The sequence below is a fragment of the Hymenobacter lutimineralis genome, from assembly GCF_008271285.1.
Classification (GTDB): domain Bacteria; phylum Bacteroidota; class Bacteroidia; order Cytophagales; family Hymenobacteraceae; genus Hymenobacter; species Hymenobacter lutimineralis.
Map to the genome: position 1 here is coordinate 55982 of NZ_VTHL01000007.1, position 21313 is coordinate 77294.

General features: G+C 58.4%; 18 protein-coding genes and 1 other RNA gene. 11 read left to right on the forward strand and 8 right to left on the reverse strand.

Annotation, left to right across the window (positions count from 1 at the left end):
• Positions 1–80: 80 nt before the first annotated feature.
• Positions 81–398, reverse strand: a complete 318-nt coding sequence (locus tag FY528_RS08520) for a hypothetical protein (RefSeq protein WP_149070577.1) — start codon at positions 396–398, stop codon at positions 81–83.
• A 120-nt stretch (positions 399–518) separates the two neighbouring features.
• On the opposite strand from FY528_RS08520, the gene FY528_RS08525 reads away from it, so the two are divergent.
• The 3 genes from FY528_RS08525 (at position 519) to gldC (ending at position 3425) form a co-directional block, all read left to right on the forward strand.
• Positions 519–1706, forward strand: a complete 1188-nt coding sequence (locus FY528_RS08525; protein WP_149070578.1) for an acyltransferase family protein — start codon at positions 519–521, stop codon at positions 1704–1706.
• A gap of 137 nt (positions 1707–1843) precedes the next feature.
• A complete protein-coding gene (dnaN, locus tag FY528_RS08530; protein WP_149070579.1) occupies positions 1844–2968 on the forward strand; it encodes a DNA polymerase III subunit beta in 1125 nt (374 codons plus the stop codon).
• A 118-nt stretch (positions 2969–3086) separates the two neighbouring features.
• Positions 3087–3425 (forward strand): gliding motility protein GldC, encoded by a 339-nt coding sequence (gldC, locus tag FY528_RS08535; RefSeq protein WP_149070580.1) that lies wholly within the window; start codon positions 3087–3089, stop codon positions 3423–3425.
• 72 nt (positions 3426–3497) lie between these two features.
• Here gldC and FY528_RS08540 read toward each other — a convergent pair whose 3' ends face one another.
• The 5 genes from FY528_RS08540 to FY528_RS08560 form a co-directional block, all read right to left on the reverse strand.
• Positions 3498–4040 (reverse strand): DUF4890 domain-containing protein, encoded by a 543-nt coding sequence (locus FY528_RS08540; RefSeq protein WP_149070581.1) that lies wholly within the window; start codon positions 4038–4040, stop codon positions 3498–3500.
• A 175-nt stretch (positions 4041–4215) separates the two neighbouring features.
• Positions 4216–4752, reverse strand: coding sequence for a dCTP deaminase (gene dcd, locus FY528_RS08545; protein ID WP_149070582.1), 537 nt, complete (start codon positions 4750–4752; stop codon positions 4216–4218).
• 23 nt (positions 4753–4775) lie between these two features.
• Positions 4776–5672, reverse strand: a complete 897-nt coding sequence (locus FY528_RS08550) for a hypothetical protein (protein ID WP_149070583.1) — start codon at positions 5670–5672, stop codon at positions 4776–4778.
• Between the two features lie 320 nt (positions 5673–5992).
• Positions 5993–7318, reverse strand: coding sequence for a glutamate-1-semialdehyde 2,1-aminomutase (gene hemL / locus FY528_RS08555; protein ID WP_149070584.1), 1326 nt, complete (start codon positions 7316–7318; stop codon positions 5993–5995).
• Positions 7319–7428: 110 nt separating this feature from the next.
• Positions 7429–9273 carry an ABC transporter substrate-binding protein gene (locus tag FY528_RS08560; protein ID WP_149070585.1) on the reverse strand — a complete coding sequence of 615 codons (1845 nt, stop codon included), beginning with the start codon at positions 9271–9273 and terminating at the stop codon, positions 7429–7431.
• 218 nt (positions 9274–9491) lie between these two features.
• On the opposite strand from FY528_RS08560, the gene FY528_RS08565 reads away from it, so the two are divergent.
• Positions 9492–10196 (forward strand): DUF1361 domain-containing protein, encoded by a 705-nt coding sequence (locus FY528_RS08565; RefSeq protein WP_149070586.1) that lies wholly within the window; start codon positions 9492–9494, stop codon positions 10194–10196.
• A gap of 63 nt (positions 10197–10259) precedes the next feature.
• Positions 10260–11678 carry a dGTP triphosphohydrolase gene (gene dgt, locus FY528_RS08570; protein WP_149070587.1) on the forward strand — a complete coding sequence of 473 codons (1419 nt, stop codon included), beginning with the start codon at positions 10260–10262 and terminating at the stop codon, positions 11676–11678.
• 22 nt (positions 11679–11700) lie between these two features.
• Here the strand turns inward: dgt and FY528_RS08575 are convergent, their stop codons facing one another.
• Complete coding sequence (locus FY528_RS08575) at positions 11701–14940, reverse strand: AsmA family protein (RefSeq protein ID WP_149070588.1); 3240 nt, start codon at positions 14938–14940, stop codon at positions 11701–11703.
• A gap of 230 nt (positions 14941–15170) precedes the next feature.
• On the opposite strand from FY528_RS08575, the gene FY528_RS08580 reads away from it, so the two are divergent.
• Both FY528_RS08580 and FY528_RS08585 read left to right on the forward strand, forming a co-directional pair.
• A complete protein-coding gene (locus tag FY528_RS08580; RefSeq protein ID WP_149070589.1) occupies positions 15171–15482 on the forward strand; it encodes a DUF6686 family protein in 312 nt (103 codons plus the stop codon).
• A gap of 67 nt (positions 15483–15549) precedes the next feature.
• Positions 15550–17442, forward strand: a complete 1893-nt coding sequence (locus FY528_RS08585) for a DUF4153 domain-containing protein (RefSeq protein WP_149070590.1) — start codon at positions 15550–15552, stop codon at positions 17440–17442.
• Between the two features lie 182 nt (positions 17443–17624).
• Here FY528_RS08585 and guaA read toward each other — a convergent pair whose 3' ends face one another.
• Positions 17625–19157 (reverse strand): glutamine-hydrolyzing GMP synthase, encoded by a 1533-nt coding sequence (gene guaA, locus FY528_RS08590; protein WP_149070591.1) that lies wholly within the window; start codon positions 19155–19157, stop codon positions 17625–17627.
• Positions 19158–19455: 298 nt separating this feature from the next.
• Between guaA and FY528_RS08595 the strand changes: the two genes are divergently transcribed.
• The 4 genes from FY528_RS08595 (at position 19456) to FY528_RS08610 (ending at position 21224) form a co-directional block, all read left to right on the forward strand.
• The gene (locus FY528_RS08595; RefSeq protein ID WP_168682931.1) at positions 19456–19917 is read left to right on the forward strand and encodes a carboxypeptidase-like regulatory domain-containing protein; all 462 of its coding nucleotides are present in this window, start codon (positions 19456–19458) and stop codon (positions 19915–19917) included.
• 167 nt (positions 19918–20084) lie between these two features.
• Positions 20085–20181, forward strand: an RNA gene (gene ffs, locus FY528_RS08600) — signal recognition particle sRNA small type.
• A gap of 83 nt (positions 20182–20264) precedes the next feature.
• Entirely contained in the window at positions 20265–20921 is a 657-nt protein-coding gene (gene fsa, locus FY528_RS08605) for a fructose-6-phosphate aldolase (protein ID WP_149070593.1), read from the forward strand.
• A 93-nt stretch (positions 20922–21014) separates the two neighbouring features.
• Complete coding sequence (locus tag FY528_RS08610; RefSeq protein WP_149070594.1) at positions 21015–21224, forward strand: fructose-6-phosphate aldolase; 210 nt, start codon at positions 21015–21017, stop codon at positions 21222–21224.
• Positions 21225–21313 lie beyond the last annotated feature (89 nt).

The following is a 21313-nucleotide window of genomic DNA, read 5'->3' on the forward strand; positions in this document are numbered from 1 at the left end:
ACCTAGGTGACGATGTGCTAGGTGTAGCGCTCTGCGGCCAGCCAGAGCCAAGCTTTGCGCTGTTTACGCCCCACAAACGTTCACATCTCGTCCAGTTCCAACTCCTGGGGCCGGCTGGGTTTGGGCAGCGGGTGCGGGGTAATCGGCGTTTTTTTTGCCAGTTTGACAATGGTTGGGCGCGCGACGCCGGTCAAGCGCACAATTGCCCGTTGCGAGGCGCGCTCGACCAGCAGCTTGCCCAATTGCGCGTGTTGGGCGGCTTTGCGCGCCACGGCGTGCGTGAAAACAGCTTGGTAGTGGCAAGCTGTGCACTGGTACTTGAGCTGGCATTTAAGGCTGCCGTTCTTGCATAGAGCCGCACTGCCGCACTTCTTATAGGTGACAGTCGGCGGAAGCATTCACTAAGATACACATCACTTGCTATTATACCACTATCTGAATAGTGCAAATTTTATTGCTTTGAGTGGTGATTTTTTTTTAATAAGTTTGTGTAGTTAAATTTTTGCCGCATTCAGACAATGTCAGAAACATATAATAAACCAAAGAAATTTGCATATATAGATGCTTTACGCGGTATAGCAGCCTCTGGTATTATCTTTCATCATGTTCCTCGTTACTATTTAAGTAAGCCTATTAACGCGTTTCTTACATTAGGTGCAGGAGGAGTGCCTATATTCTTTATGCTGAGTGCGTTAACATTGTTCATTTCATTTAGGAATAGGCAGGTAGATAACGAAAAAAGACCCGTGCTTAATTTTTTTATTCGCCGTTTTTTTCGTATAGCTCCGTTATTTTATGTCTTGGTTTTGTATTTTTTGTGGTATGATAATTCTATTTTGAAATCACCAAATGAATTAGAAATTTCTATTGATTTTTGGACAGTCTTGGCTAACATTACTTTTGTTTTTGGATTAAATCCCTATTGGATTAATTCTATAGTACATAGTGGCTGGTCTATTGGAACTGAAATGCTATTTTACATGTGCGTTCCACTACTATTTAAAACCATAACTACACTTAAAAAATCATTGTGGTTTTTTATTGTGGCACTTTTTATAGCAAAAATATTTACGTATATATTGGCCCACGTAATTGCACCTGCTACTTCGCCAGGTCCAATTGCCACTAAGTTATGGAGTGCTTTTTACTATCAATCGGTTTTTAATCAACTTCCAATATTTGCACTTGGTATATTGATATATTTTCTTTTTAAATCATATGAAAGTATTGGACAAGATAAAAGTTTTGGTGAAGGTGAAAGATTAGCCTTAGCAAGGCCTATTCTAGTGCTCTTCGTTATTCTTCTTGTAAACAGCGCTTTGCAGACTTTTACAACGGACGGACTTGTGCCTAAATTTGTGACAGATTATGCTATTCTTTATATTCCATTTATTTTTGCAATGTATTTAACTTCACCAAAAATCCTTGTGAATCGTATGACTTTGTATCTTGGAAAGATTAGCTATAGTCTTTACTTAACCCATGCGGCTTTGATTTTTGCAATTGATAAAATTATTCCAGCTCATATATTTGGATACGGAGTATTGAATTATGCTTTTTTTGTCTCGGTGATTTTTTTGTTGACCGTAATTGTAGCAACAATTACCTATCATTTAATTGAGAAGCCTGGTCAAGATATAGGAAAAAAGCTCATTGCAAGGCTTGAACAGGAAAAGAGTATTGCTGTGCACCATAGCGCAAAATAGTGTTAAATAATTCTCGCTTTTTTATGATAATTTTGATACGCAAATTGATTGATATTTTATGACTTTACATCGTGACATATTCGTAAATATCAGTCCAGATACGTTTCATTTCTCTCATCCTACTTATTACCCGCCATATGAAGTTCATCGTCTCGTCTTCCGCCTTGCTCAAGCAGCTACAGAGCATCAATGGCGTGGTTACGAACAACCCCGTAGTACCCATTCTGGAGAACTTCCTCTTCGAGATTGAAGACAGCAAGCTGACCATTACGGCCTCGGATCTGGAAACCAGTATGATAACCGAGCTGCCCGTAGAAGCGCGCGAAAGCGGACGGATTGCAGCCCCCGCCCGCATCCTGCTCGATACGCTCAAAAATCTGCCTGACCAGCCCGTGACCTTCACGCTGGACGAGGAAACGTATACCATCGAAATCAGCTCGGCCAACGGACGCTACAAGCTGGCTGGCGAAAATGCTGCCGACTTTCCCCGGGTACCCGTAGTGAAAGGCTCGGCCCCCATCGAAATTCCGTCCTCTTCGCTGTCGCGCGCTATCAACAAAACCATCTTTGCTGTTAGCACCGACGAGCTGCGCCCGGCCATGACCGGGGTGCTTATTCAGTTGGCCGACAGTCAGGTGACCTTTGTAGCGACGGACGGACACCGCCTGCTGCGCTACCGCCGCCAGGATGTGGGTGCTGGCCAAACGGCTAACCTCATTGTGCCGCGCAAAGCCTTTAACCTACTCAAAAACGCCTTGCCCTCCGAGGCTACCACGGTGCGCGTAGAGTTCAACCACTCCAACGCCTTCTTCTCCTTCAACCAGATGCGCCTGGTGTGCCGCCTGATTGATGAGCGGTACCCCGACTACGAAAACGTAATTCCGGTGAGCAACCCCAACAAGCTCATCATCGACCGCGCGGCGCTGCTGAACTCGGTTAAGCGGATTGCCATCTACTCCAACAAAACCACGCACCAAGTGCGGTTCCGCCTGGCGGGCTCCGAGCTGACGGTTTCGGCGGAAGATCTGGATTTCTCCAACGAAGCCAACGAGAAGCTGGCTTGCCAGTACGACGGCGAAGACATGGAGATTGGTTTTAACGCCAAGTTCCTGATTGAGATGCTGTCGAACATCGACTCCGAAGAAATTACCCTGGAGCTGAGCACCCCCAACCGGGCCGGCCTGCTGATGCCCACCATTGCCGACGACAACGAAAGCATTCTGATGCTGGTGATGCCGGTGATGTTGAACAATTACGTGTAATACTAATGTGCTAATGGGAGAAATGTGCTGATGTGCTAATGACCAACTGGCTTCATTAGCGCGTTAGTACATTTTTTCGTTTAGCACATCAGCACATTTCCCACAATAGCACATTCGAATGAAGAAGTCTGAAATTCGCTTCAGCATTGCCCTCGACGACCAGAAAGTGCCCGAGGCCATCAGCTGGCAGGCTACCGACGCCGGCCCCGATATTCACTTTGCCAAGGCCATCAATATTGCCTTGTGGGACCGGGACGAGCGGGGCACCATGAAAATTGATCTGTGGACTAAAGAAATGCCCGTTGACGAAATGAAGCATTTCTACGTGGACACCATCGGAGCCATGGCTGAAAGCATCGTAACGGCTACCAACGATTCGGTTATGGCTACCAAAATGCGCGACTTATGCCGCGAGCTAATGAACCATCTGGAAGAAGAACAGAAAAAGCAGAAATAAAGTCAGCATACAAAAAGCCCCTCCGACGTAGTCAGGAGGGGCTTTTTGGTTTATACGAAAGCTATGTGAAGCCTACCGGCCACGGGCGCGGGTGCTGGCTGGCGTAGTACGGGGCGCTTCGCTCGCCGGAGCCAACACGGCTCCTTTGCTGCCAGCCGGAGCTGGATTCTGCACGGAGTTCACGAAGCGCGTATTGGCTGCGGTAGCGGCGTAGTCCTTGTCGTACTTGTAGAACGAGGCGCGGGAACCGTAGTACGAGCTGTACTGATCGGTGCTGAGGATGGTCTGCAGTTCCTTGTCCCGCTCTTTGCACACGCCCTGGCACTGCTGATCAATCAGTTGGGAGTTGCCGGCGTGCTTTTGCTCAATGGCCGCCATCTTGGCTACTTTATCTTCGTTGATGGCCCGCAGGCGCGAAGCCTGGTAACCATTAAGCCGGAGCTGCCGCACCATTTGGTCGGAAAGGCGGTCGGCCCGTTGGGCTACTACCGGGTTCAGGCGGGGCGAAGCCTGGGTTTTGTCCCGGCTAACGGCAAGCTGGTTGGTTTGTTGAGCCTGCGCTGCGGTAGCTACCGAAGCCAGCAACAGGGCCGTAAAAGCAAGTGTATGTCGCATGGTCTGGATTCGTTAACGGGTAAATAAACAGCGGCTACGAGCATGAGAGACACCGCCTCTGCCCGCAGGCTATACCACTCCCTAACGAAAAACTATGCCAGGGAGTTTATCCGAAAGCAAAAAGTGCTGCCCTTAGTAGTCAGGCAGCACTTGTGAGGGGGAAGCAGACAAAAAGTTAAAACTGGTTTTTCCACATCATCGATTCCACCGGCTTTACCGTCCGCTCGTTGTACTTGGCGTTGGGCTTACGGTTGTAGAAGTTCTCCACGTTGCCCTGCACGGTAAAGTAAATCAGCTGGCCTACGGGCATCAGGTGGTACACCCGTACTGGCATCGACACGCTGATTTCCAGCGTCCAGGTATTGCAGAAGCCGATATCTCCCTTGCCGGCGGTGGCATGAATGTCGATACCCAGGCGCCCGACGCTGCTCTTGCCTTCCAGGAAGGGCACGTGGGCATGGCTTTCGGTGTATTCCTCCGTCACGCCCAGGTAAAGCGTGCCCGGCTGGAGCACGAAGCCTTCAGCCGGAATTTCGAATACGTCGATTTCGTTGTGCTTACGCGCGTCCAGCACGGCGTCGCGGTAGGTAGCCAGGTAGCGGCCCAGGTGCACGTCGTAGGAATTGGTGCCGAGGCAAGCTCGGTCGTAGGGCTCAATGACGATGTTGCCCTGCTCAATTTCAGCGAGGATTTGCTGGTCGGTAAGAATCATGCGGTTTAGTCGGAAAGTGCAGTCTAGGAGTCGTCCCCGTCTTCGTAACGGTCTTCGGGCAGGCCCGCCCGGCGTTTTACCGGCGTAAAAGCGGCGGTTTCGGGGGCTTCATCCTCCAAATCATCATCTGCTTGCGGCTCGTACGCTCCATCGAGGCGGCGCTGCAGTTCGGGCACCGTCACCAGCGTCAGGCGCAGCGTCAGGCCTAAGGCGGCGGCCGCCATCAGGAAGGAAAGATAATCGAGGAGGCCGTAGCGCGAGAGTACACTGGCTTCGGGGTCTGCATTGCTGGTGAGGGCCCCGGACCGGCTCGCCGTGGTGGGGGCTACGGTTTCTGGCTCGGGGGCCGGATCTTCTACCGGCGAAGCCAGCGGAGCCTCTGCATCCACGTCGGCTGGGGGTACAGCAGCTCCATCGGCGGCCAGGGCCGCGGGCTCGGGGTCTTCGGAGGCATTGAACTGGGCGGTACCCTGCTTGATAGCGCGCTGCAAGGCACGAATCAGGGCTACCCGCTCATCGCGCGGCAGCACGCGGATGAAAAACTCAAAGTTGCGGTCGATGAGAATAGAGTTCAGCTGCTTTTCGAACTCCACCAAATCTGTGCGGCCTTTGCCAAAGCGGCCTTTGTAGCGTTCCGATACGCCGTTGTAGTTCTGAAACAGGGTTTTTAGGTCACTGCGGTCGGCAAAATCGTCGAATTCGCGCCGCGCTTTGGCCGTGCGCAGCGTAACCGGAAACTTACGCCGCGTAAACGACCGGTCGTACACCGTTTCCATGGTACGGAAATTCAGCTCGTCCACGGTGCGGTCGAACAGGCGCTTGTTGGCGGCGGCCGGTGTCTCGGTTTGGGCCAGCAGGGTGGCCGGCCCGGCGAGCCACAGCAGCACAAAAAGCAGGAGCAGCTGGCGAAGTCGGGGCATAGTGGCAAAGGAGTTTCGCCGCAAAGGTCGGTTATAATGTGCTGATGTGCTAATGTGGGTTGAATGTGCTCTGCTTCGCCGATGCTATAAATATGAAGAAATGAGTTGGTAGGAGGATGCAGCATGGCAAGGAGGATAAGGCAATGAGCCAATCCTATGAAAATGACAGGCCCCTGCCGTAGTGTACGGCAGGGGCCTGTTGAAAAGCAGAGGTATTCTTAAATCTGAAAACTTGCTACGACGTCAACCTGATGGGCCGCTTGCTTGCCGTACTGGAATTCCTCGATGAGTACCTCTGTTCATTCCACCACATTCGCGCATTAAAGCCCGTGGGCCTCGCGCATGGATTCGCGGCAGGCCGTCAGGTAAAGGTCTACGTACTCGTCGGTGATGGCCGTGCTCACAAACAGCGCCTCGTATTGGGCGGGTGCCAGGTAGATGCCCCGGTGCAGCATGGCCCGGAAATACCGGCCAAAGGCTTCCGTATCGGAAGTTTTCGCCGACTCCAGGTCGGTGACGGGCTGGCTGGTAAAGAACACGCTGAACATGGAGCCCACTTGGTTTACGGTGTAGTTCAGGCCCAGGTCAGCGCAAATCTGGCGGGTCCCGTCGGCAATGCGCGTGGTAATGCGGTTGAGCTCGGTGTAGAGTTCGGGGTGTTCGTTGAGGTACGTAAGCTGGGCAATGCCGGCGGCCGTGGCAATGGGATTACCAGACAGGGTTCCGGCCTGATACACTTTACCGGCCGGGGCCACATTATCCATAATGTCCTGCCGACCCCCGTAGGCACCCACGGGCATGCCGCCCCCAATGATTTTGCCGAGCGTCGTCATGTCCGGGGTGATGCCATACAACTCCTGGGCACCGCCGCGAGCCAAGCGGAAGCCCGTCATTACCTCATCGAAAATAAGCACAATGCCGTGCTGGGTGCACAGCGCGCGCAGTGCCTGTAAGTAGCCTTCCTGGGGCGCCACCAGGCCCATGTTGCCCACTACGGGCTCCAGAATAAGGGCGGCTATCTGGCCGGGATTAGCGGCAATAATTTGCTCTACGGCCGCCACATCGTTGTAAGGCACGGTGAGTGTGTCCTGGGCCACACCCTGGGTGACGCCCGGCGAATCGGGGGCACCCAGGGTGAGGGCCCCGGAGCCGGCGGCAATCAGGAAGGAGTCGCCGTGGCCGTGGTAGCAGCCTTCAAACTTGATGATCTTGTCCCGGCCGGTATAGCCGCGGGCCACCCGGATGGCGGACATCGTGGCTTCCGTACCCGAGTTTACGAGCCGTACTTTCTCAATGCTGGGCACCATCTGCTTGATCAACTCGGCCATTTCGACCTCGCGGCGGGTAGGCGCGCCAAACGACAAGGAGCCGTGCACAGCGGCTTGCACCGCGTCCAGCACCAACGCGGGCGCGTGGCCCAGAATCATAGGCCCCCAGGAGTTGATGAAGTCGAGGTACTGGTTGCCATCAACATCCGTCAGCCAGGCCCCTTTAGCCGATTGCATGAACACGGGGTGCCCGCCCACGGCCCGGAAGGCCCGCACCGGAGAGTTTACACCGCCAGGTATGTGATTTTTAGCGCGGGTGAAAAGGGCGTCGCTGGTAGAAAGCGTGAGGGTGGGAGCAGAAGGCAGAGACTGTGACATACAAAAAGGTTGGGCAAAACGACGAACGGCTACCCACGGATGGGAATAAGCCAATCAACTAACAAGAAACCCTGCAACAAGTGCAGGCAACGGGCACGGATTTACAGCCGCTAGCGGCCATCAACGGGGTTCAGCACTTCCACTTCCAGTCGCTCAAGCTTGGTGATGGGAACGTACTGATTATCGTGGGCGCCGCCGGGGTAGCCGATGCCTTGGAACAACGTGCCCGAAACCGGCCCGCCGTTGGCCAGCTGCTGCTGGAAAGCAGGCCCATATTGGTGCAGTTGGGTACCGAAGTAATACAACAGCTCAAAGCCGGAAAAGGCGAAAACCGAAGGCGGTAAATTCTGGCGCTGCGTATACAGCTGGCGGAAGCGTCGCACGCCCGGGTTGGCTTTGTCCAGGTACTTGGGCTGCACAAAGTACACGTCGCGCGCATCGAGCTGACTTAGCGCTACGCGGTTGTTTTCTATCCAGGATGCGTAAGTGAGCAGCGGCGTGCGGGCATCCTGGGCTTTCATGGCGGTGAAAGTATAGGCGCCCGCCTGCTTGCCATCGGAGGCCACAACCAGGTGGCCCAGCGTTTTGAGGTCAACGCCCGCAAAGCCTGCAGCCAGCGACTCTTCCAAGTCGGAGTTGATGCGCCGCAGTTGCAGCACTTTGCCGCCCAGGGCTTCGTAGGCCTGTTTGTAGGCCAGCCCAAAGGTCGCCTCGTCTTTAGTGTCTTCGTAGAGCACCACGGCCGTGCGGGGCCCGCCCAGGCGGTTGTAGGCAAACTGGGCGGCTTGGCGAGCCTGGGTGGCCGTGCTGGGCTCGTACAGGTAGTGCCAGGCGTTGTCCAGAACCAGGTCCCCATCCTGGGAAAGCGGATTTACCGTGACAATCTGCTTTTGCTGGGCGTAGCGGGCCAGGATTTTACTGCCCGATTTATACACCGGCCCAATAATCATATCCATGCCGGCCAGTTCCGGCTGGGCCAGCACCTGCTTGAGCTGAAGCGTATCGGCGCCGGTATCGTAGGCAAACAGCTGCACGGGCCGGCCTTCGCGCTGCAGGGAGTCCTGGGCCAGGCGCAGGCCCGCGTATAAATCGGTGACAAACTGGTTTTTGCGGCGGGTTTCCCAGCTGGTGTCATTCAGCTCGAAGGGCAGCAGTATGGCAATGTTGTAGGAGCTTTTCTTGATTGCCCGGCGAGGCGTGTAGCGGGTGCGGTCGAGCGAAAACTGGGTGATGAGCTGGTCGAGCTGAGCGCGGTCGGCATCGGTGTACCAGCCGCCGTTGGCCAGCTTGTCGGCGTAGGCGCGGGCCAGGGCGGCATCCTGCGGAAAATCCTGAATTAGCTTCTGAAAGGTGGCCTTGTCCTTGACGCGGGGCAGGTACTGGGCTTTCATGTATTCCCGCTCGGCCACGAGGCGGTCCGGAGGAAGCTGGGCCAGTACGCGCAGGGCATTGTCAAAATCCCCCTGCTCGAAGGAAAGCTGCCCTTGCAGGAAAAGGGCGTCGGCTAGGGACGGCCACTGCGAAAACCGGTTGCGCAGCAGGTTCAGCATCTGTTCGGCTTCCGCCCACTTTTTCAGCCGGCTGGCGGCTACCGCGTAGAGGTAGGCGGCTTCGGGGGCGCGGTCGAACCTGGTAGTGGGCACGGTAAGGGGCTGCAGCTCCTGCATAGCCAGCTCATAGCGCGTCTGGTCGATGAGCAGCTTGCCATTCTTGTAGCGCGTGCCAAAGTCTACCGAGCCCAGGTTAGCGGGCAGGGGCGGGCCACTGGGCTTGGGCGACGTTGGGGCCGGGGTGGGTTTCGCGACGGGTGTAGGAGCCGTCGTAACCGGTTTTGCCGGCGACGTGCTGCCTGCGGGTGCCGGCTTTTTCACGGGCGTCTGCTGAGCTTGGGCACGGGGTGTTGGTCCCAAGGCCGCGCACAGCAGCGCAATCAGTAAAGCATAGGAAGACCTCATAAAATCGAGGAGCCAGAAGATTAGGCGGGAGTACCACGGAGCCGCAACCAGCGCGCCTCCTCGCGCAAAGGTACGTAGTTGTGACGGGGAAGGGCTACGTCGGCAGAACCATTGAGCTACCCGGTAAACGCTGCCGCCACCGGGTATTTTGCCGGGCTGCCCGGGTAGAAAGCTGGCAGCCGTTGGCGTAGCTCCAAAAGATTACGCTACTTAGGGGCATGACGGCCTCCCTTACTTTCCTGTCCATGGCTCAGCCCCAGCTGCGGCAGCGCCTTAACCTGCTGCTAGTGCTGGGCGCCTCCCTGGCGCTGAGCGTGGTACTCATTACGTTTCGGGTGTTCATTACCCAAAAAATCACGTTCGTCTTTCTCCTCTGGAACCTGTTTCTAGCCCTGATTCCCTTTGGGCTGAGCACGCTGCTACGTCTCACGCATGGCCGGCTTAAAGCGCGGGTGCTGCTGCCGGTAGGAGCGGTATGGCTGCTGTTTTTTCCCAATGCGCCCTATATTCTCACCGACCTTTTTCACCTGGAGCCCCGCGCCGGCGTGCCTTACTGGTATGATCTGGCGCTGATTCTGACCTGCGCCTGGAATGGGCTCATGCTGGCGTATGCCTCCCTGACGGACATGCAAATGCTGGTCACGCGCCGCCTCGGCTGGTGGGCCGGGTGGAGCTTTGCGGCGGTGGCCTTGCTGCTCAGCGCATTCGGCGTGTACCTGGGGCGCTACCTGCGTTTTAATAGCTGGGACATCATCACCAACCCGCTCACCCTGTTTTTCGACATTCTGAACCGCTTGCTGCACCCCTGGCAGCACCCCAGCACCTGGGGCGTTACGCTGCTGTTTGGGGCCTTCCTGCTGTTGGGCTACATCACCGTGCGCCTGCTGGGCCGGGTAAATGATGAGCCGATGCGCGCCGCGTAGCCGGTTCGCCGCCAACTGCCGCAGGAAGGCAAATTGTTCGTTGCAGTGTACCTTGAGCGGGTTATGATGCACCTCCAGACCGATTCCTCTGCTGCCCCCGCCATGTCGTGGGAGAAGCTGCTGAGCCGCCGCCGCTACCCCGAGCAGCCGCAGCTGCACGTCGTAACGGATGCTCTGCCCGTGCGCGGGGCCTTCGTGGCCGACTACGACCGGGTGGTGTTCAGCTCGTCCTTTCGGCGGCTGCAGCGCAAAACCCAGGTAATGCCTTTGCCCGAAACCGACTTCGTGCACACGCGCCTTACCCACTCGCTCGAAACGGCCTGCGTGGGCCGCTCCCTGGGGCGGCTGGGTGGGCGCCTGCTGCTGGAAGAGTCGGAAAGCCTCCGGCAAAGCCTGCCGTATCTGGACAGTGACTTTGGGGACATTGTGGCCGCCGCCTGCCTGGCCCACGACATCGGCAATCCGCCCTTTGGGCACAGTGGCGAGGCGGCCATTTCGGCTTACTTCCGGAGCGGGGCGGCGGAGCCCTTTGTGCGGGTGCTCAACGCTGCCCAGCGCGCCGACTTACAGCAGTTTGAGGGCAATGCCGCCGGATTTCGGGTGCTGACGCACACGTATCCAGCCCACAGCAGCGGCTCCTCCGGGCTGGGGCTTACCTACGCTACGCTTGGCGCCTTCACCAAATACCCGCGTCCCTCGCTGGTACCTGAGACCAACCGGCCCCAAGGCACCAGCGAGAAAAAGCACGGCTATTTTCAAACCGAGGCTCCTCGCTTCCGGGAAATGGCCGGGGAGCTGGGGTTGCTCGCCAAGTCGGCTGAGGGCGCCGAGGGGTTCTTTCACCGACATCCGCTGGCCTTCCTGGTAGAAGCCGCCGATGATCTTTGCTACCGCATCATCGACTTTGAAGACGGCCTGAAGCTGGGTCTTATTCCGCGAAAAGCGGGCCTGCGCCTCCTGCGCGAAATGCTCGGCGACGCGCCCGACCGGCGGGGCTCCCTGGAGTGGCGCGACTGGCGGGAGGAACTGGGCTACCTGCGGGCCCGGCTCATCAACCACCTCGTGCTGCAAACAGCCCGGCGCTTCGCCGATCAGGCCCCGGAGCTGCTGCGCGGCCGCGCCGATGAGCCCCTGGTTCAGGAGCTCGACTGCTGGGAGCAGCTGCAGCTCATGCACCGGCTCACCGTTGAGCATCTGTACCAGAGCCGGCCGGTGCTGGAAATTGAGGCAGCCGGCTTTGAGGTGCTGGCCGGGCTGCTCGACGCCTTTTTGCATGCCACCTTCGATCCGCAGAGCAGTGCCCGGTCGCGCAAGCTGTTGCAGCTGCTGCCCGAGCAGTTTCGCGCCGTGGGTCCTCAGCAGTCCGCTACGGCCTACGAGCAAATTGTCCTGCTGACGGACTACATCGGTGGCCTCACCGATCAAAACGCCCTCAGCCTGTTCCGCACGATTCGCGGCATCGACCTGCCCAAGATGTACTGAGGCCTGTTTTTGGGTTTATTTCTTACTGCAGGAGCTGCAGCGTGGTATCCAAAGGTTGCTGCCGAAGCAGCTGCTGGTACTGCTCCAGGATGGCGGCCTGCTGGCGACGCTGGGCTTTTTTCTGAAATGGCTGCACCTGGTAGCGGCTGCCGGGCGCGCGGCGGAGGTGCACGTAGATGAGGCCGCGGCTGGGACGTTTAGCGGCTTCCCCGGTTTGCACCCGGCTGACGCGCTGGCGGTTGTCGCCGAACAGGGTCTGCATCGGGCTCAAACCCACAAACAAGTCTGCCCGGCCGTCGAGGGTGTATTCCCCAGTCACGGCCATATCTGTGAGGTTGCTGCTCAGGCTAAGGCTTGGAATGAGCAAGCGGTTGCCATCCAGGATAAAACGGGAGCGGACGGGCTCAAAGTACACGTGACTGGTGCGGCGCTTGCGGAGCATTTTCAGGGTTTGCATCAGGGCTTCCACATTCAGCAGCTCCAGGCCCTGCAAGTCCGTGCGCAGAAAGGCCTGGGTAGAAGCCAGGCGCGGCAGAAACGTCGCGTCCAGCAGGGTGTGGACATCAGCCTCGCTGCGCATGGTGCCCCGGATGTTGGCCGGCTTTAGTACATCAAGTCCCAATTCAGAAGCCAGGCCAAACAGCTCGGGCAGCTGAATGTCCTGCAGCCTTACCTGGGTGTGCAGCGGGAGCTGGCCTTGTTCAGTTACCAGGGTTTGCAGCTGGCCCCGCAAATGCAGGGCGCCGCCCAGGGCTTGCAGGCCACACTCGTGTACAACTACCCGCCCTGCTTCCAGGCTGCTGCGCAAGGAAAGTTGTCGGCCACGCAGCGCCCCGTAGCGGATATCGTCGGCCAGCACGCGTACCGTACCCGTGACCGTACCATCGAGGAATGGCTTAGGCCGGGAAGCCGGGCGCGGCCCCCGGCGGCGCAGGGAATCGGGGGCGGGCTCGGGCACCGTGCTTAGGGCAGCCAGCAGTTGCAGCAGGTGCTGCACATCAAGCGTGGCGTAGCGGAGCTCCAGGTCGGCGTTGGCCGAGAGCAGGCGGCTGCCCTGAAGCTGCGCCGTACCCGCCAGCAAGCCAGTGCCCCCGGTCGACGTCTGAAACGTTAGCCGGGGTACCCTAAATACCGGCCCGTTCTTGTCGATACGTAGCTGCAAATTGGTGAGCTGGTCACCACCCGGCAGCAGCAGCGCCCCAATGGTAGCCGTGGCCTGACCGTTGGCAGCCAGAAGCAGCTCGCGGAGGGTTGGGTCGGTGGGCGCTTTAACTGCCCGCCGGGGCGGCTGCGTGATACGGCTCAACAGCCGCGTGTACTGCATCTGGCGGAAGTGTACCGTGAGCCGTGCTGCCACCGGCTGGGGGCGCGTAATATCCGTGGGCCAGCTCACGGCGCCCTGCAAGTCACCGCCCCAGGCCTTGGCCCGTAAATCGGCCAGTTGCACGCGGTAGCCATTGTGGCGTACGGTGGCGGCCAGGTCTTGCAGGGTATCGGTGGCCAGGACCAGACGTCCACACTGGAGCTGGATGTTCAGGCGCAAGCCCGGCGGTAGAAAGTTGAGGGCACGCGTAACCACCCCTTGCGGATGCTTACGCCGTAAGGCCCGCGTTTGGGGCCGGATGCCCTGCCGTGCAGCCGGGGGCGCCACTAAGCGGCGTAGCTCCGCCAAGCGCAATTCATCGACCCGAAACGTGCCGGTTATATTGGTGGTGGGGTGCTGCCCGCTGAAATACGCCAGTAAATACTGGGTGGTGGCATTGGCCTGCACCTGCATGCCATTGAGTTGGCCCGTCAGGTTTTCCAGGCGCCAGAGGCTGTCCTGGAGCCGGACCAGTACATTCAAGCGCCGGATATCGGCCCCCCGACCCGGAATGAGAAACGAAGCATCTTCCAGGCGCACCGTACCACGCGCGGCAATAGGTGCCAGCTCTTCGTCGACCTGCCGGACCTGGCGGGCAGCGCGGCTAGGAATTGTCGGGAAAGTGCCGTTCAGGTACAGATCCAGTGCCGCCTCGCCCCGGCGGGCCCGCCATAGGCTGGGCACCAAAACGCTGGCCAGGGTCTGCAACTCTGTGCGCCCCTGCACCCGCCCGTACAAGTGAGGCTGAGTGAAGTCGTACACCGTCAGGCGGGCCGACAGCTCCCCGGCGTGCGAATACAAGCGGCATTTCTCGAAGGTGAGGGACGTAGTGCGGGGCGAGTGACTGACACCATTGTCGAATACTCCGCGGGCATCCCAGCGCCGGATGCGCCGCGCCGAGTCGGCCCACTGCACTTGCGCGTTGTGGAGGGCGAACCGTAGAACCGTGCGCGGCCGGGCCGTGGGGCCGCTCAGGCCCCGAATGGAGTACCAGATCTGGGCGTGGCTGGGGCTGCGGGCTTTTTCCAGAAACCGGTCGAGGCCGGGAGGGAAGGCCACGCGCAGCACTTCCAGCAGGGGCTGGCGCCCGGCAAAGCGCAGGTTTAGCTGGGTGCCCCGGGGCTGGCCGGGGGCTGCCCCCTGGTGGGTGCCGCTCAAGCGGATGGTGTCGCCGTTGAGCGTGGCGCGGGTGCTCAAAAAAGTTCCGGTGCGCTGTCGGAAGGCATACTTGTAGTGCACTAACGCTACCATGGGCTCCTGCGCAAACAGGTTGCCGCGCCCACTGCGCAAGTATTGCAGTTCCCCCTGCAAGCGTCCTTTGGTATGAGCCACACCGTGCCAGACCGTAGCGGCAAGGCTGCCCCGGCGCACCAAGGCGGCAAAGCCACTGCGGTGAAGCTCATTGCGGTCCTGGAAATGCGCGTTAACCAGGATCAGGGAGTCGAGTTGGAAGCTGGGCGGGGTGGCGGGGGTGGCTTTGCGGGGGCCCTTGCCGCGCAGGCCCCAGTCGTGCCCTACCGAATCGGTGTACTGGCGGAAGGCCGCGTCGCGCACCGTTAGCCGACTCACCCGGAACTCCCCGCGCCACAGCTTGCTGACTTCCAGGCGGGCATCGGCCCGGCGCACGCGCAGTACTTCCACCCGGCGCCCGTAGGAGGTGTCGGTGAGGCTGAGGTGGTGCAGGGAGGCTGTAAGGTGCGGGAACTCGCGCAACAGGGAAAAGCGCACGTCAAACGGCGCCAGTACCAGTTCCGAGTGCTGGCTTACCCGCTCGCGCACCAGTGCTTCTACCCGGCGCTGCCCCCAGCGGGTGCCCAGCAGCCAGGCGGTGCCCACTACCACCAGCAGCACGACCAGCACAAGCACAGCCAGCAACCGCGGAATAGTAGAGCGTTTCATGTAAAGCGTAAAGAAAAAGGCCGCACCTGGGAGAAGCTTCTTACGCAGCAAGTGAATCGGACAGCTAAGCCAAAGACAAGCGGCCGGGGCGCGGCGTAGGGCGTTCAAGGTAGAAGTTGTGAGGCTACTTTCAGCAAAAAGCCTGCGGGGTAGAAAACAATTGGGCTTTATTATTTAGAAAAATTCTAAATAGTTATACTTGTCGGATCATTCCTCAATTCCTCGCGTTTATGGCGCAGTTCTTTCACCACAACGAATTTGGCTACTGTGCGCGGTGCCCACGGACGCAGCACCTGCACGTGTGTTTTGGCAATGTTGCCCTGGCTACCACCGCCGCAGAGTTTGCGGAGTTTCGGGCATACGTAGCGCGTACCTGGCAGCACCACTGCCTGCACACCCAAGACCCCGAAGTGCGCTGTATTGCCCTGCGTACCCCGGTTTGCCGCATGGCGCTGGTCTTTTCGCTGGTTGAACTTACCCAGCTCCAGGAAATCCTCGAAAATACGGCGCTGCTGTTGGAAGTAGAGGAGCTACTCCGCTAGTGTGAGGAGCGCCTGCCCGTGAAGGAACTCAATAAAAGGGTCGTTCTTGCCGGGCATATTCTCTGCTATGGCTATCAAACTACCCTCCCTCCAGCGCCTCACTGCCGAAGCAGCCCGGGTGGCGCGGCGCTTTCCCCTCACGCTGCTGTGTGCCTTCGTGCTGTGCGGAGTTGGCTTCTACGTCATTGACCTCGACAATGAGGCCGAGCAAAACGTGCAATGGCTTTTTCCGGCCCTGTCGGCTGCCGGGCTGGGTCTTTCGCTCACGCTGGCCCTGGCTCTCACGGCCGAGCGGTACCACTGGCGACCAGGGCTGCGCTGGGGCAGCCTAGCTGGGGCATTGGGGCTGTTGGGCTTGTGGTATGGCTTGGCGCCCGCTCAGCTGGATACCACTTGGGGAATACGGCTGGCGCTGCTGCTGCTGGCGTTACACTTGGCCGTAGCGGCCGGACCCTACGTCTCGGAGTTGCGCGGGCGGGCCGATACACCGGGCTTCTGGCGCTACAACGAAACCCTGTTTCTGCGCATTCTCACGGCCGGCTTGTATTCCGGCGTCCTGTTTGTGGGTTGTTCCCTGGCTCTGGTGGCCATTGATAACCTGTTCGATGTAAAGGTGAACGAGCGGCTTTACGCTTACCTGTTCGTGGTGCTGGCAACGGTATTCAACACGTGGTTTTTCCTGGCCGGTGTTCCCCGGAATTTTGACGAGCTGGAACAGGAGGCCGTTTATCCCAAGGGCCTCAAGCTGTTCACGCAGTTTGTGCTACTGCCCCTGGTGGTGCTGTACCTGGTGATTCTGTATGCCTATCTGGCGCGCATCGTGGGGCTCTGGACGCTGCCCAAAGGCTGGGTTTCCACGCTTATCCTGGCACTGGCCGTAGCGGGCATTTTCGCGCTGCTGCTGATTCACCCCATTCGGCAAGCTGCCGAAAATACCTGGATCCGGACCTTTGCCCGCTGGTTTTACCTGGCGCTGTTTCCGCTTCTGGGACTACTAGCCGTGGCTATTGGCACCCGCGTTGGGGAATATGGCGTGACGGAAGAGCGGTACATTGTGCTGGTGCTGGCCGCCTGGCTTTTCTGCATGGCCATCTACTTTCTGGTGCGCCGGGGGCAGGGCATCATCTGGATTCCGGCCTCGTTGGCGCTGGTGGCCTTTCTGGCGGCCGTAGGCCCTCTTAGTGCCTTTGCCGTTGCCCAGCGCAGTCAGCGTGGGCAGCTGCGCGAAATCAGCCTCCGGTACAAGCTGCTAAAAGATGGCAAGCTGGATGGGGCGGGGAAGCGGGTACCGTATCTGCCTTTGGCGGTGCGCCAGCGCATTTCCTCCATTTTCCACTTCTTCGCTGAGCGTAATGCTGCCGAGCAATTACAGCCTTTATTTACCGCTTCGCTGCAGCTCCCGGATGCCTTGCTGGCCGGCACGAAATGGGAGCAAGTACAATGGCAGTCCAATCAGTTATTTGCTGTTAGCCTGTTAGTCCGGGCCGACCCAGAGGCTACTGACCAAGCCCAGGAAATTTCAGCCTCCTTTGCCGCCGATGCGACGGAATACTTAAAGCTGGGAGACGGACGCTATTGGTGGGCCAACGTGCGCTTTACCCAGTATCCTCATGATTCAACCGACAAGGTTGTGGCCACGGCTTCCGTGCGGGAAGGCTCGTTCCGGCTACGCACCCAGGAACGTGGCCGTACATTGCTGCTGGAGCAGCTGGGAGCCAATCAGCGCTGGCAACCGCGCCTCTCGGTGTTTCCCGGCCGCGTAGCCGACTCGCTGGCTCGCCAGCATAGCCATAATCAGCGCACATACTTGCAACTGCCAGCTACGAACCTCACGCTACGAGCCACGGCCGGTAACATCCGCTTCCAGCTGTTTATGAGGGAACTCACCCGCCATCAGCAGCAGAACACCGTAGGGTATGACTTCGAAGGCCAAGCCTTGCTGGAAATAGCTCAGCCCTAAAACGTCAACCGCCCGACCAATGGCCGAGCGGTTGGTAATGTCTACAAGTATGCTTCAGGTTGGCTAGGCAGCGCAACTCGCGCATTAGGCCAGTAAAGCCAGCCGAATGGCGCGGGGCGGCGCCCCGCTACTGCCCGCGAACCGTCCCCAAAATCCGCGAAATCCGCCCAAATCCGTGGTTTCTATTCCCACTCAATCGTCGCTGGGGGCTTGGAGCTGATGTCGTACACCACGCGGTTGATGCCGCGCACCTGGTTGATGATTTTGTTGCTCACTTCGGCCAGGAACTCGTAGGGGAGGTGGGCCCAGTCGGCCGTCATGCCGTCTACGCTGGTTACGGCGCGTAGGGCTACCACCCGCTCGTAGGTTCGCTCGTCGCCCATCACGCCCACGCTTTGCACCGGCAGCAGCATCACGCCGGCCTGCCATACTTTCTCGTAGAGGCCGTGCTCTTTCAGGCCGTTGATGAAGATGGCGTCGGCGCGCTGGAGCAGGTCTACTTTCTCGGGCGTAATATCGCCAAGGATGCGGATGCCCAGGCCGGGGCCGGGGAAGGGGTGGCGGTGCAGAATATTTACCGGCAGCTCCAGGGTATGGCCTACTTCGCGCACCTCGTCCTTGAACAAGGCCCGCAGCGGCTCCACAATGCGCAGGTTCATCTTCTCGGGCAGCCCGCCCACGTTGTGGTGGCTTTTGATGGTCACGGCTGGGCCCTTCACCGACACCGACTCAATTACATCGGGGTAGATGGTGCCCTGGGCCAGCCAGCGGGCGCCGTCCACCTTCTGGGCTTCGCGGTCGAACACCTCAATAAAGGTGCGGCCAATGGCTTTGCGCTTCAGCTCGGGGTCGGTGAGGCCGGTAAGGGCCGCGTAGAACTCCTGGGAGGCATCCACGCCGCGTACGTTCAGCCCGAGGTCTTTGTAGGAGTGGAGCACATCTTCGTACTCGTCCTTGCGCAACAGGCCGTTGTTTACGAAAATACCGTGCAGCCGCTTGCCAATGGCCTTGTGCAGCAGCAGCGCGGCCACCGAAGAATCGACGCCGCCGGAAAGGCCCAGAATCACCTGGTCTTCCTCCCCAATAGTGCGCTGCAGGGTAGCCACCATCGAGTCCACGAAGTGCTCCGGCGTCCAGCTCTGGTCGAGCCCGCAGATGTTAACTACGAAGTTCTGCAGGAGCGTTTTGCCGTCGGTAGAGTGCGTTACTTCGGGGTGGAACTGGATGCCATAAGTTTCCTGCTCCGCAATTTTGAAGGCAGCCACGGCCACTTCTGGGGTGCTGGCAATGATGTCGAACCCGGCAGGCAGGCTCTTAATGGTGTCGCCGTGCGACATCCAGACCTGCGACTCGGTGGGCACGCCGTGGAGTAGCGGCGACTCGTGGTTTACGCGGGCCAGGCGGGCGCGGCCGTACTCGCGAATGGTCGCGGGCAGCACTTCGCCGCCCTGCTGGTGGGCCAGCAGCTGAGCCCCGTAGCACACGCCCAGCACCGGCACCTGGCCCAGGTAGCGGCTCAGGTCGGGGTTGGGCGAGTCGGCGTCGCGCACGGAACAGGGAGAGCCCGAAAGCACCACGCCCCGAATATCCTCAGTGAGGTTCGGGGCGTGATTATACGGATGGATTTCGCAGTAAACGTTCAGTTCCCGGATGCGTCGGGCAATGAGCTGGGTGTACTGCGACCCAAAATCGAGAATGAGAATCTGTTGAGGCATGGGCAAAGGTAAAACGCAGATTGCAGACCTGACACTGCCTGCGGGCATTCCGCGGGAAGAATATTTAGCCGCCGGCTGATGCTACCGTTACAGTGGAGTTGTCACAACGTACCGACAAATACCGGGATTTTCCTGCTGCCCAGCCCCAGTGCATGGCTTTTGCACGATGGTTATAGGAAATGTGCAATTTTTTGCATCCAGGGTACTTGTCACGGGAAGGTCACAATCTGCCTTGATGCAGGCATCCGGTACGTGCACCTTTGTTCCGTTCCCTGTCTCACTAACCCTTTTGTCCGCCATGCGTTACGCTACTCTCGTTCTCGGTTTACTAGGGTTTGCGCTGCCAATCGGAGCAGCCCAGGCCCAGACTGCCACGCCAGCTCCGGAGCCCACTACGGCCACCATGGCGGCGGTACTGAAGCCCACTACGCCGCCCGATGAAATCCGGGACCCGGTACTGAGCAGTGAAGAAGAAATTACGGCGGATGCGGTGCTGGCTGCCCCAGCCCCCGAAAAAGTTACCCTCACCGGGCGGGTGATGGACGAGGATAGCCAGCCCCTGATTGGCGCTACTGTGTACGTGCGGGGGGCCGGTGTGGCTGCCAGCACCGATGCCAAAGGCTTCTACACCCTGCAGGTGCCGGCCGGCGTAAACAAGCTCCTCTTCAGCTACGGGGGCTACGTCGACAAGGAAATTGATGCCAGCAACTACCTGCCCGTAAATGTGAGTCTGGCGCCGCAGGCTGATAAAAAGAAATAACCGGCCTGGCCTTTTTCGGGCCGGCCTTCAATCTGATGCTACGAAAACAAACCAAAAGGAGCACGCAGGTGCTCCTTTTTTGGCTTCTGCCTCAGCTACATGGCCTGGGTTTGGAGTTAAAACAGAAAAAACCTTGCACCGGCCCGGAATCCGTGCGTATATTTGCAACGGCGAATCAGTACGACCAGCTCCTGCTGAACTCCCCCAGGACCGGAAGGTAGCAAGGGTAGGCGGTTGAGCGGTGCGATATTGGTTCGCTTTTTTTTGTCCATGCCCCAACGAAACCGCGCGCGGCGTTTGCCCGCAATCGGTTAGCTTTGGGGCATTGTTTTTTTCAAACTGTTCGCATGAAGTTTTTCATTGATACGGCCAACCTGCGCGAAATCCAGGAAGCAGTAGAGCTAGGCGTCCTCGACGGCGTAACGACCAACCCGTCCTTAATGGCTAAGGAAGGCATCAAAGGCACGGATGCCGTGATGAGCCACTACCGCCAGATCTGCGAGCTGGTGGAAGGCGACGTATCGGCCGAGGTAATTGCGACGGATTTTGAAGGCATCATCCGGGAAGGAGAGGCGCTGGCTGAGCTGCACCCCAACATTGTGGTGAAGGTGCCCATGATTCGGGACGGCGTGAAGGCCATCCGCTACTTCTCCGATAAAGGCATTAAAACCAACTGCACGCTCATCTTCTCGGCCGGGCAGGCGCTGCTGGCCGCCAAAGCCGGAGCCACCTACGTTTCGCCCTTTGTGGGCCGGCTCGATGACATCGGCCACGACGGCCTGCAGCTGGTGCAGCAGATTGTAGACATCTTCTCCAATTACGGCTACCCCACGCAGGTGCTGGCGGCCTCGGTGCGCCACGTACCCCACCTCATTCAGTGCGCTGAGTTGGGTGCCGACGTGGTAACCTGCCCGCTCAACGTCATTACCGGGCTGCTCAACCACCCCCTCACGGACAAAGGACTGGCTACCTTCCTGGCCGATCATAAGAAAGTAAATTCTTAATGTGCTGATGTGGTTGAATGTGCTAAGGTGTTAATTTACAATCGAGAGCATTAGCACATTCAATCACATCAGCACATTAGCACATTGACCTAGATGTACATCATCAAAGTAAAAGGCAAGGCCAAGATTCCGGACTACATCCAGCTGCGCGACGAAAACTTCGTGCTCATTGCGTACTTCCGCGCCGACCGTCCCCTGAAAGATCTGCATCGGTACGGGCTGGAAGGCAAGGAAGTACCCCTGGCCTCCGTCATCGAGCAACTTGAGTTTGGCAAGCTGCAGAAACTGACCTTAGGGTCTTAGGGCTTAGGTGGCAAGGGCCTGAATGGCGTTCTGTTAGCCACCGGCTTGCTGCACCTTTGAACCTTATCCAGGATCCGAACTACCAAGAC

Bases quoted from the DNA above. Each gene is read 5' to 3' on its own strand.
- hemL (WP_149070584.1), bottom strand. From the start codon at position 7,318: ATGTCACAGTCTCTGCCTTCTGCTCCCACCCTCACGCTTTCTACCAGC.
- FY528_RS08550 (WP_149070583.1), bottom strand. From the start codon at position 5,672: ATGCCCCGACTTCGCCAGCTGCTCCTGCTTTTTGTGCTGCTGTGGCTC.
- FY528_RS08540 (WP_149070581.1), bottom strand. From the start codon at position 4,040: ATGCGACATACACTTGCTTTTACGGCCCTGTTGCTGGCTTCGGTAGCT.
- guaA (WP_149070591.1), bottom strand. From the start codon at position 19,157: ATGCCTCAACAGATTCTCATTCTCGATTTTGGGTCGCAGTACACCCAG.
- dcd (WP_149070582.1), bottom strand. From the start codon at position 4,752: ATGATTCTTACCGACCAGCAAATCCTCGCTGAAATTGAGCAGGGCAAC.
- FY528_RS08610 (WP_149070594.1), top strand. From the start codon at position 21,015: ATGTACATCATCAAAGTAAAAGGCAAGGCCAAGATTCCGGACTACATC.
- FY528_RS08525 (WP_149070578.1), top strand. From the start codon at position 519: ATGTCAGAAACATATAATAAACCAAAGAAATTTGCATATATAGATGCT.
- fsa (WP_149070593.1), top strand. From the start codon at position 20,265: ATGAAGTTTTTCATTGATACGGCCAACCTGCGCGAAATCCAGGAAGCA.
- FY528_RS08560 (WP_149070585.1), bottom strand. From the start codon at position 9,273: ATGAGGTCTTCCTATGCTTTACTGATTGCGCTGCTGTGCGCGGCCTTG.
- FY528_RS08595 (WP_168682931.1), top strand. From the start codon at position 19,456: ATGCGTTACGCTACTCTCGTTCTCGGTTTACTAGGGTTTGCGCTGCCA.
- gldC (WP_149070580.1), top strand. From the start codon at position 3,087: ATGAAGAAGTCTGAAATTCGCTTCAGCATTGCCCTCGACGACCAGAAA.
- FY528_RS08575 (WP_149070588.1), bottom strand. From the start codon at position 14,940: ATGAAACGCTCTACTATTCCGCGGTTGCTGGCTGTGCTTGTGCTGGTC.
- dnaN (WP_149070579.1), top strand. From the start codon at position 1,844: ATGAAGTTCATCGTCTCGTCTTCCGCCTTGCTCAAGCAGCTACAGAGC.
- FY528_RS08580 (WP_149070589.1), top strand. From the start codon at position 15,171: ATGGCGCAGTTCTTTCACCACAACGAATTTGGCTACTGTGCGCGGTGC.
- FY528_RS08585 (WP_149070590.1), top strand. From the start codon at position 15,550: ATGGCTATCAAACTACCCTCCCTCCAGCGCCTCACTGCCGAAGCAGCC.
- dgt (WP_149070587.1), top strand. From the start codon at position 10,260: ATGATGCACCTCCAGACCGATTCCTCTGCTGCCCCCGCCATGTCGTGG.
- FY528_RS08565 (WP_149070586.1), top strand. From the start codon at position 9,492: ATGACGGCCTCCCTTACTTTCCTGTCCATGGCTCAGCCCCAGCTGCGG.
- FY528_RS08520 (WP_149070577.1), bottom strand. From the start codon at position 398: ATGCTTCCGCCGACTGTCACCTATAAGAAGTGCGGCAGTGCGGCTCTA.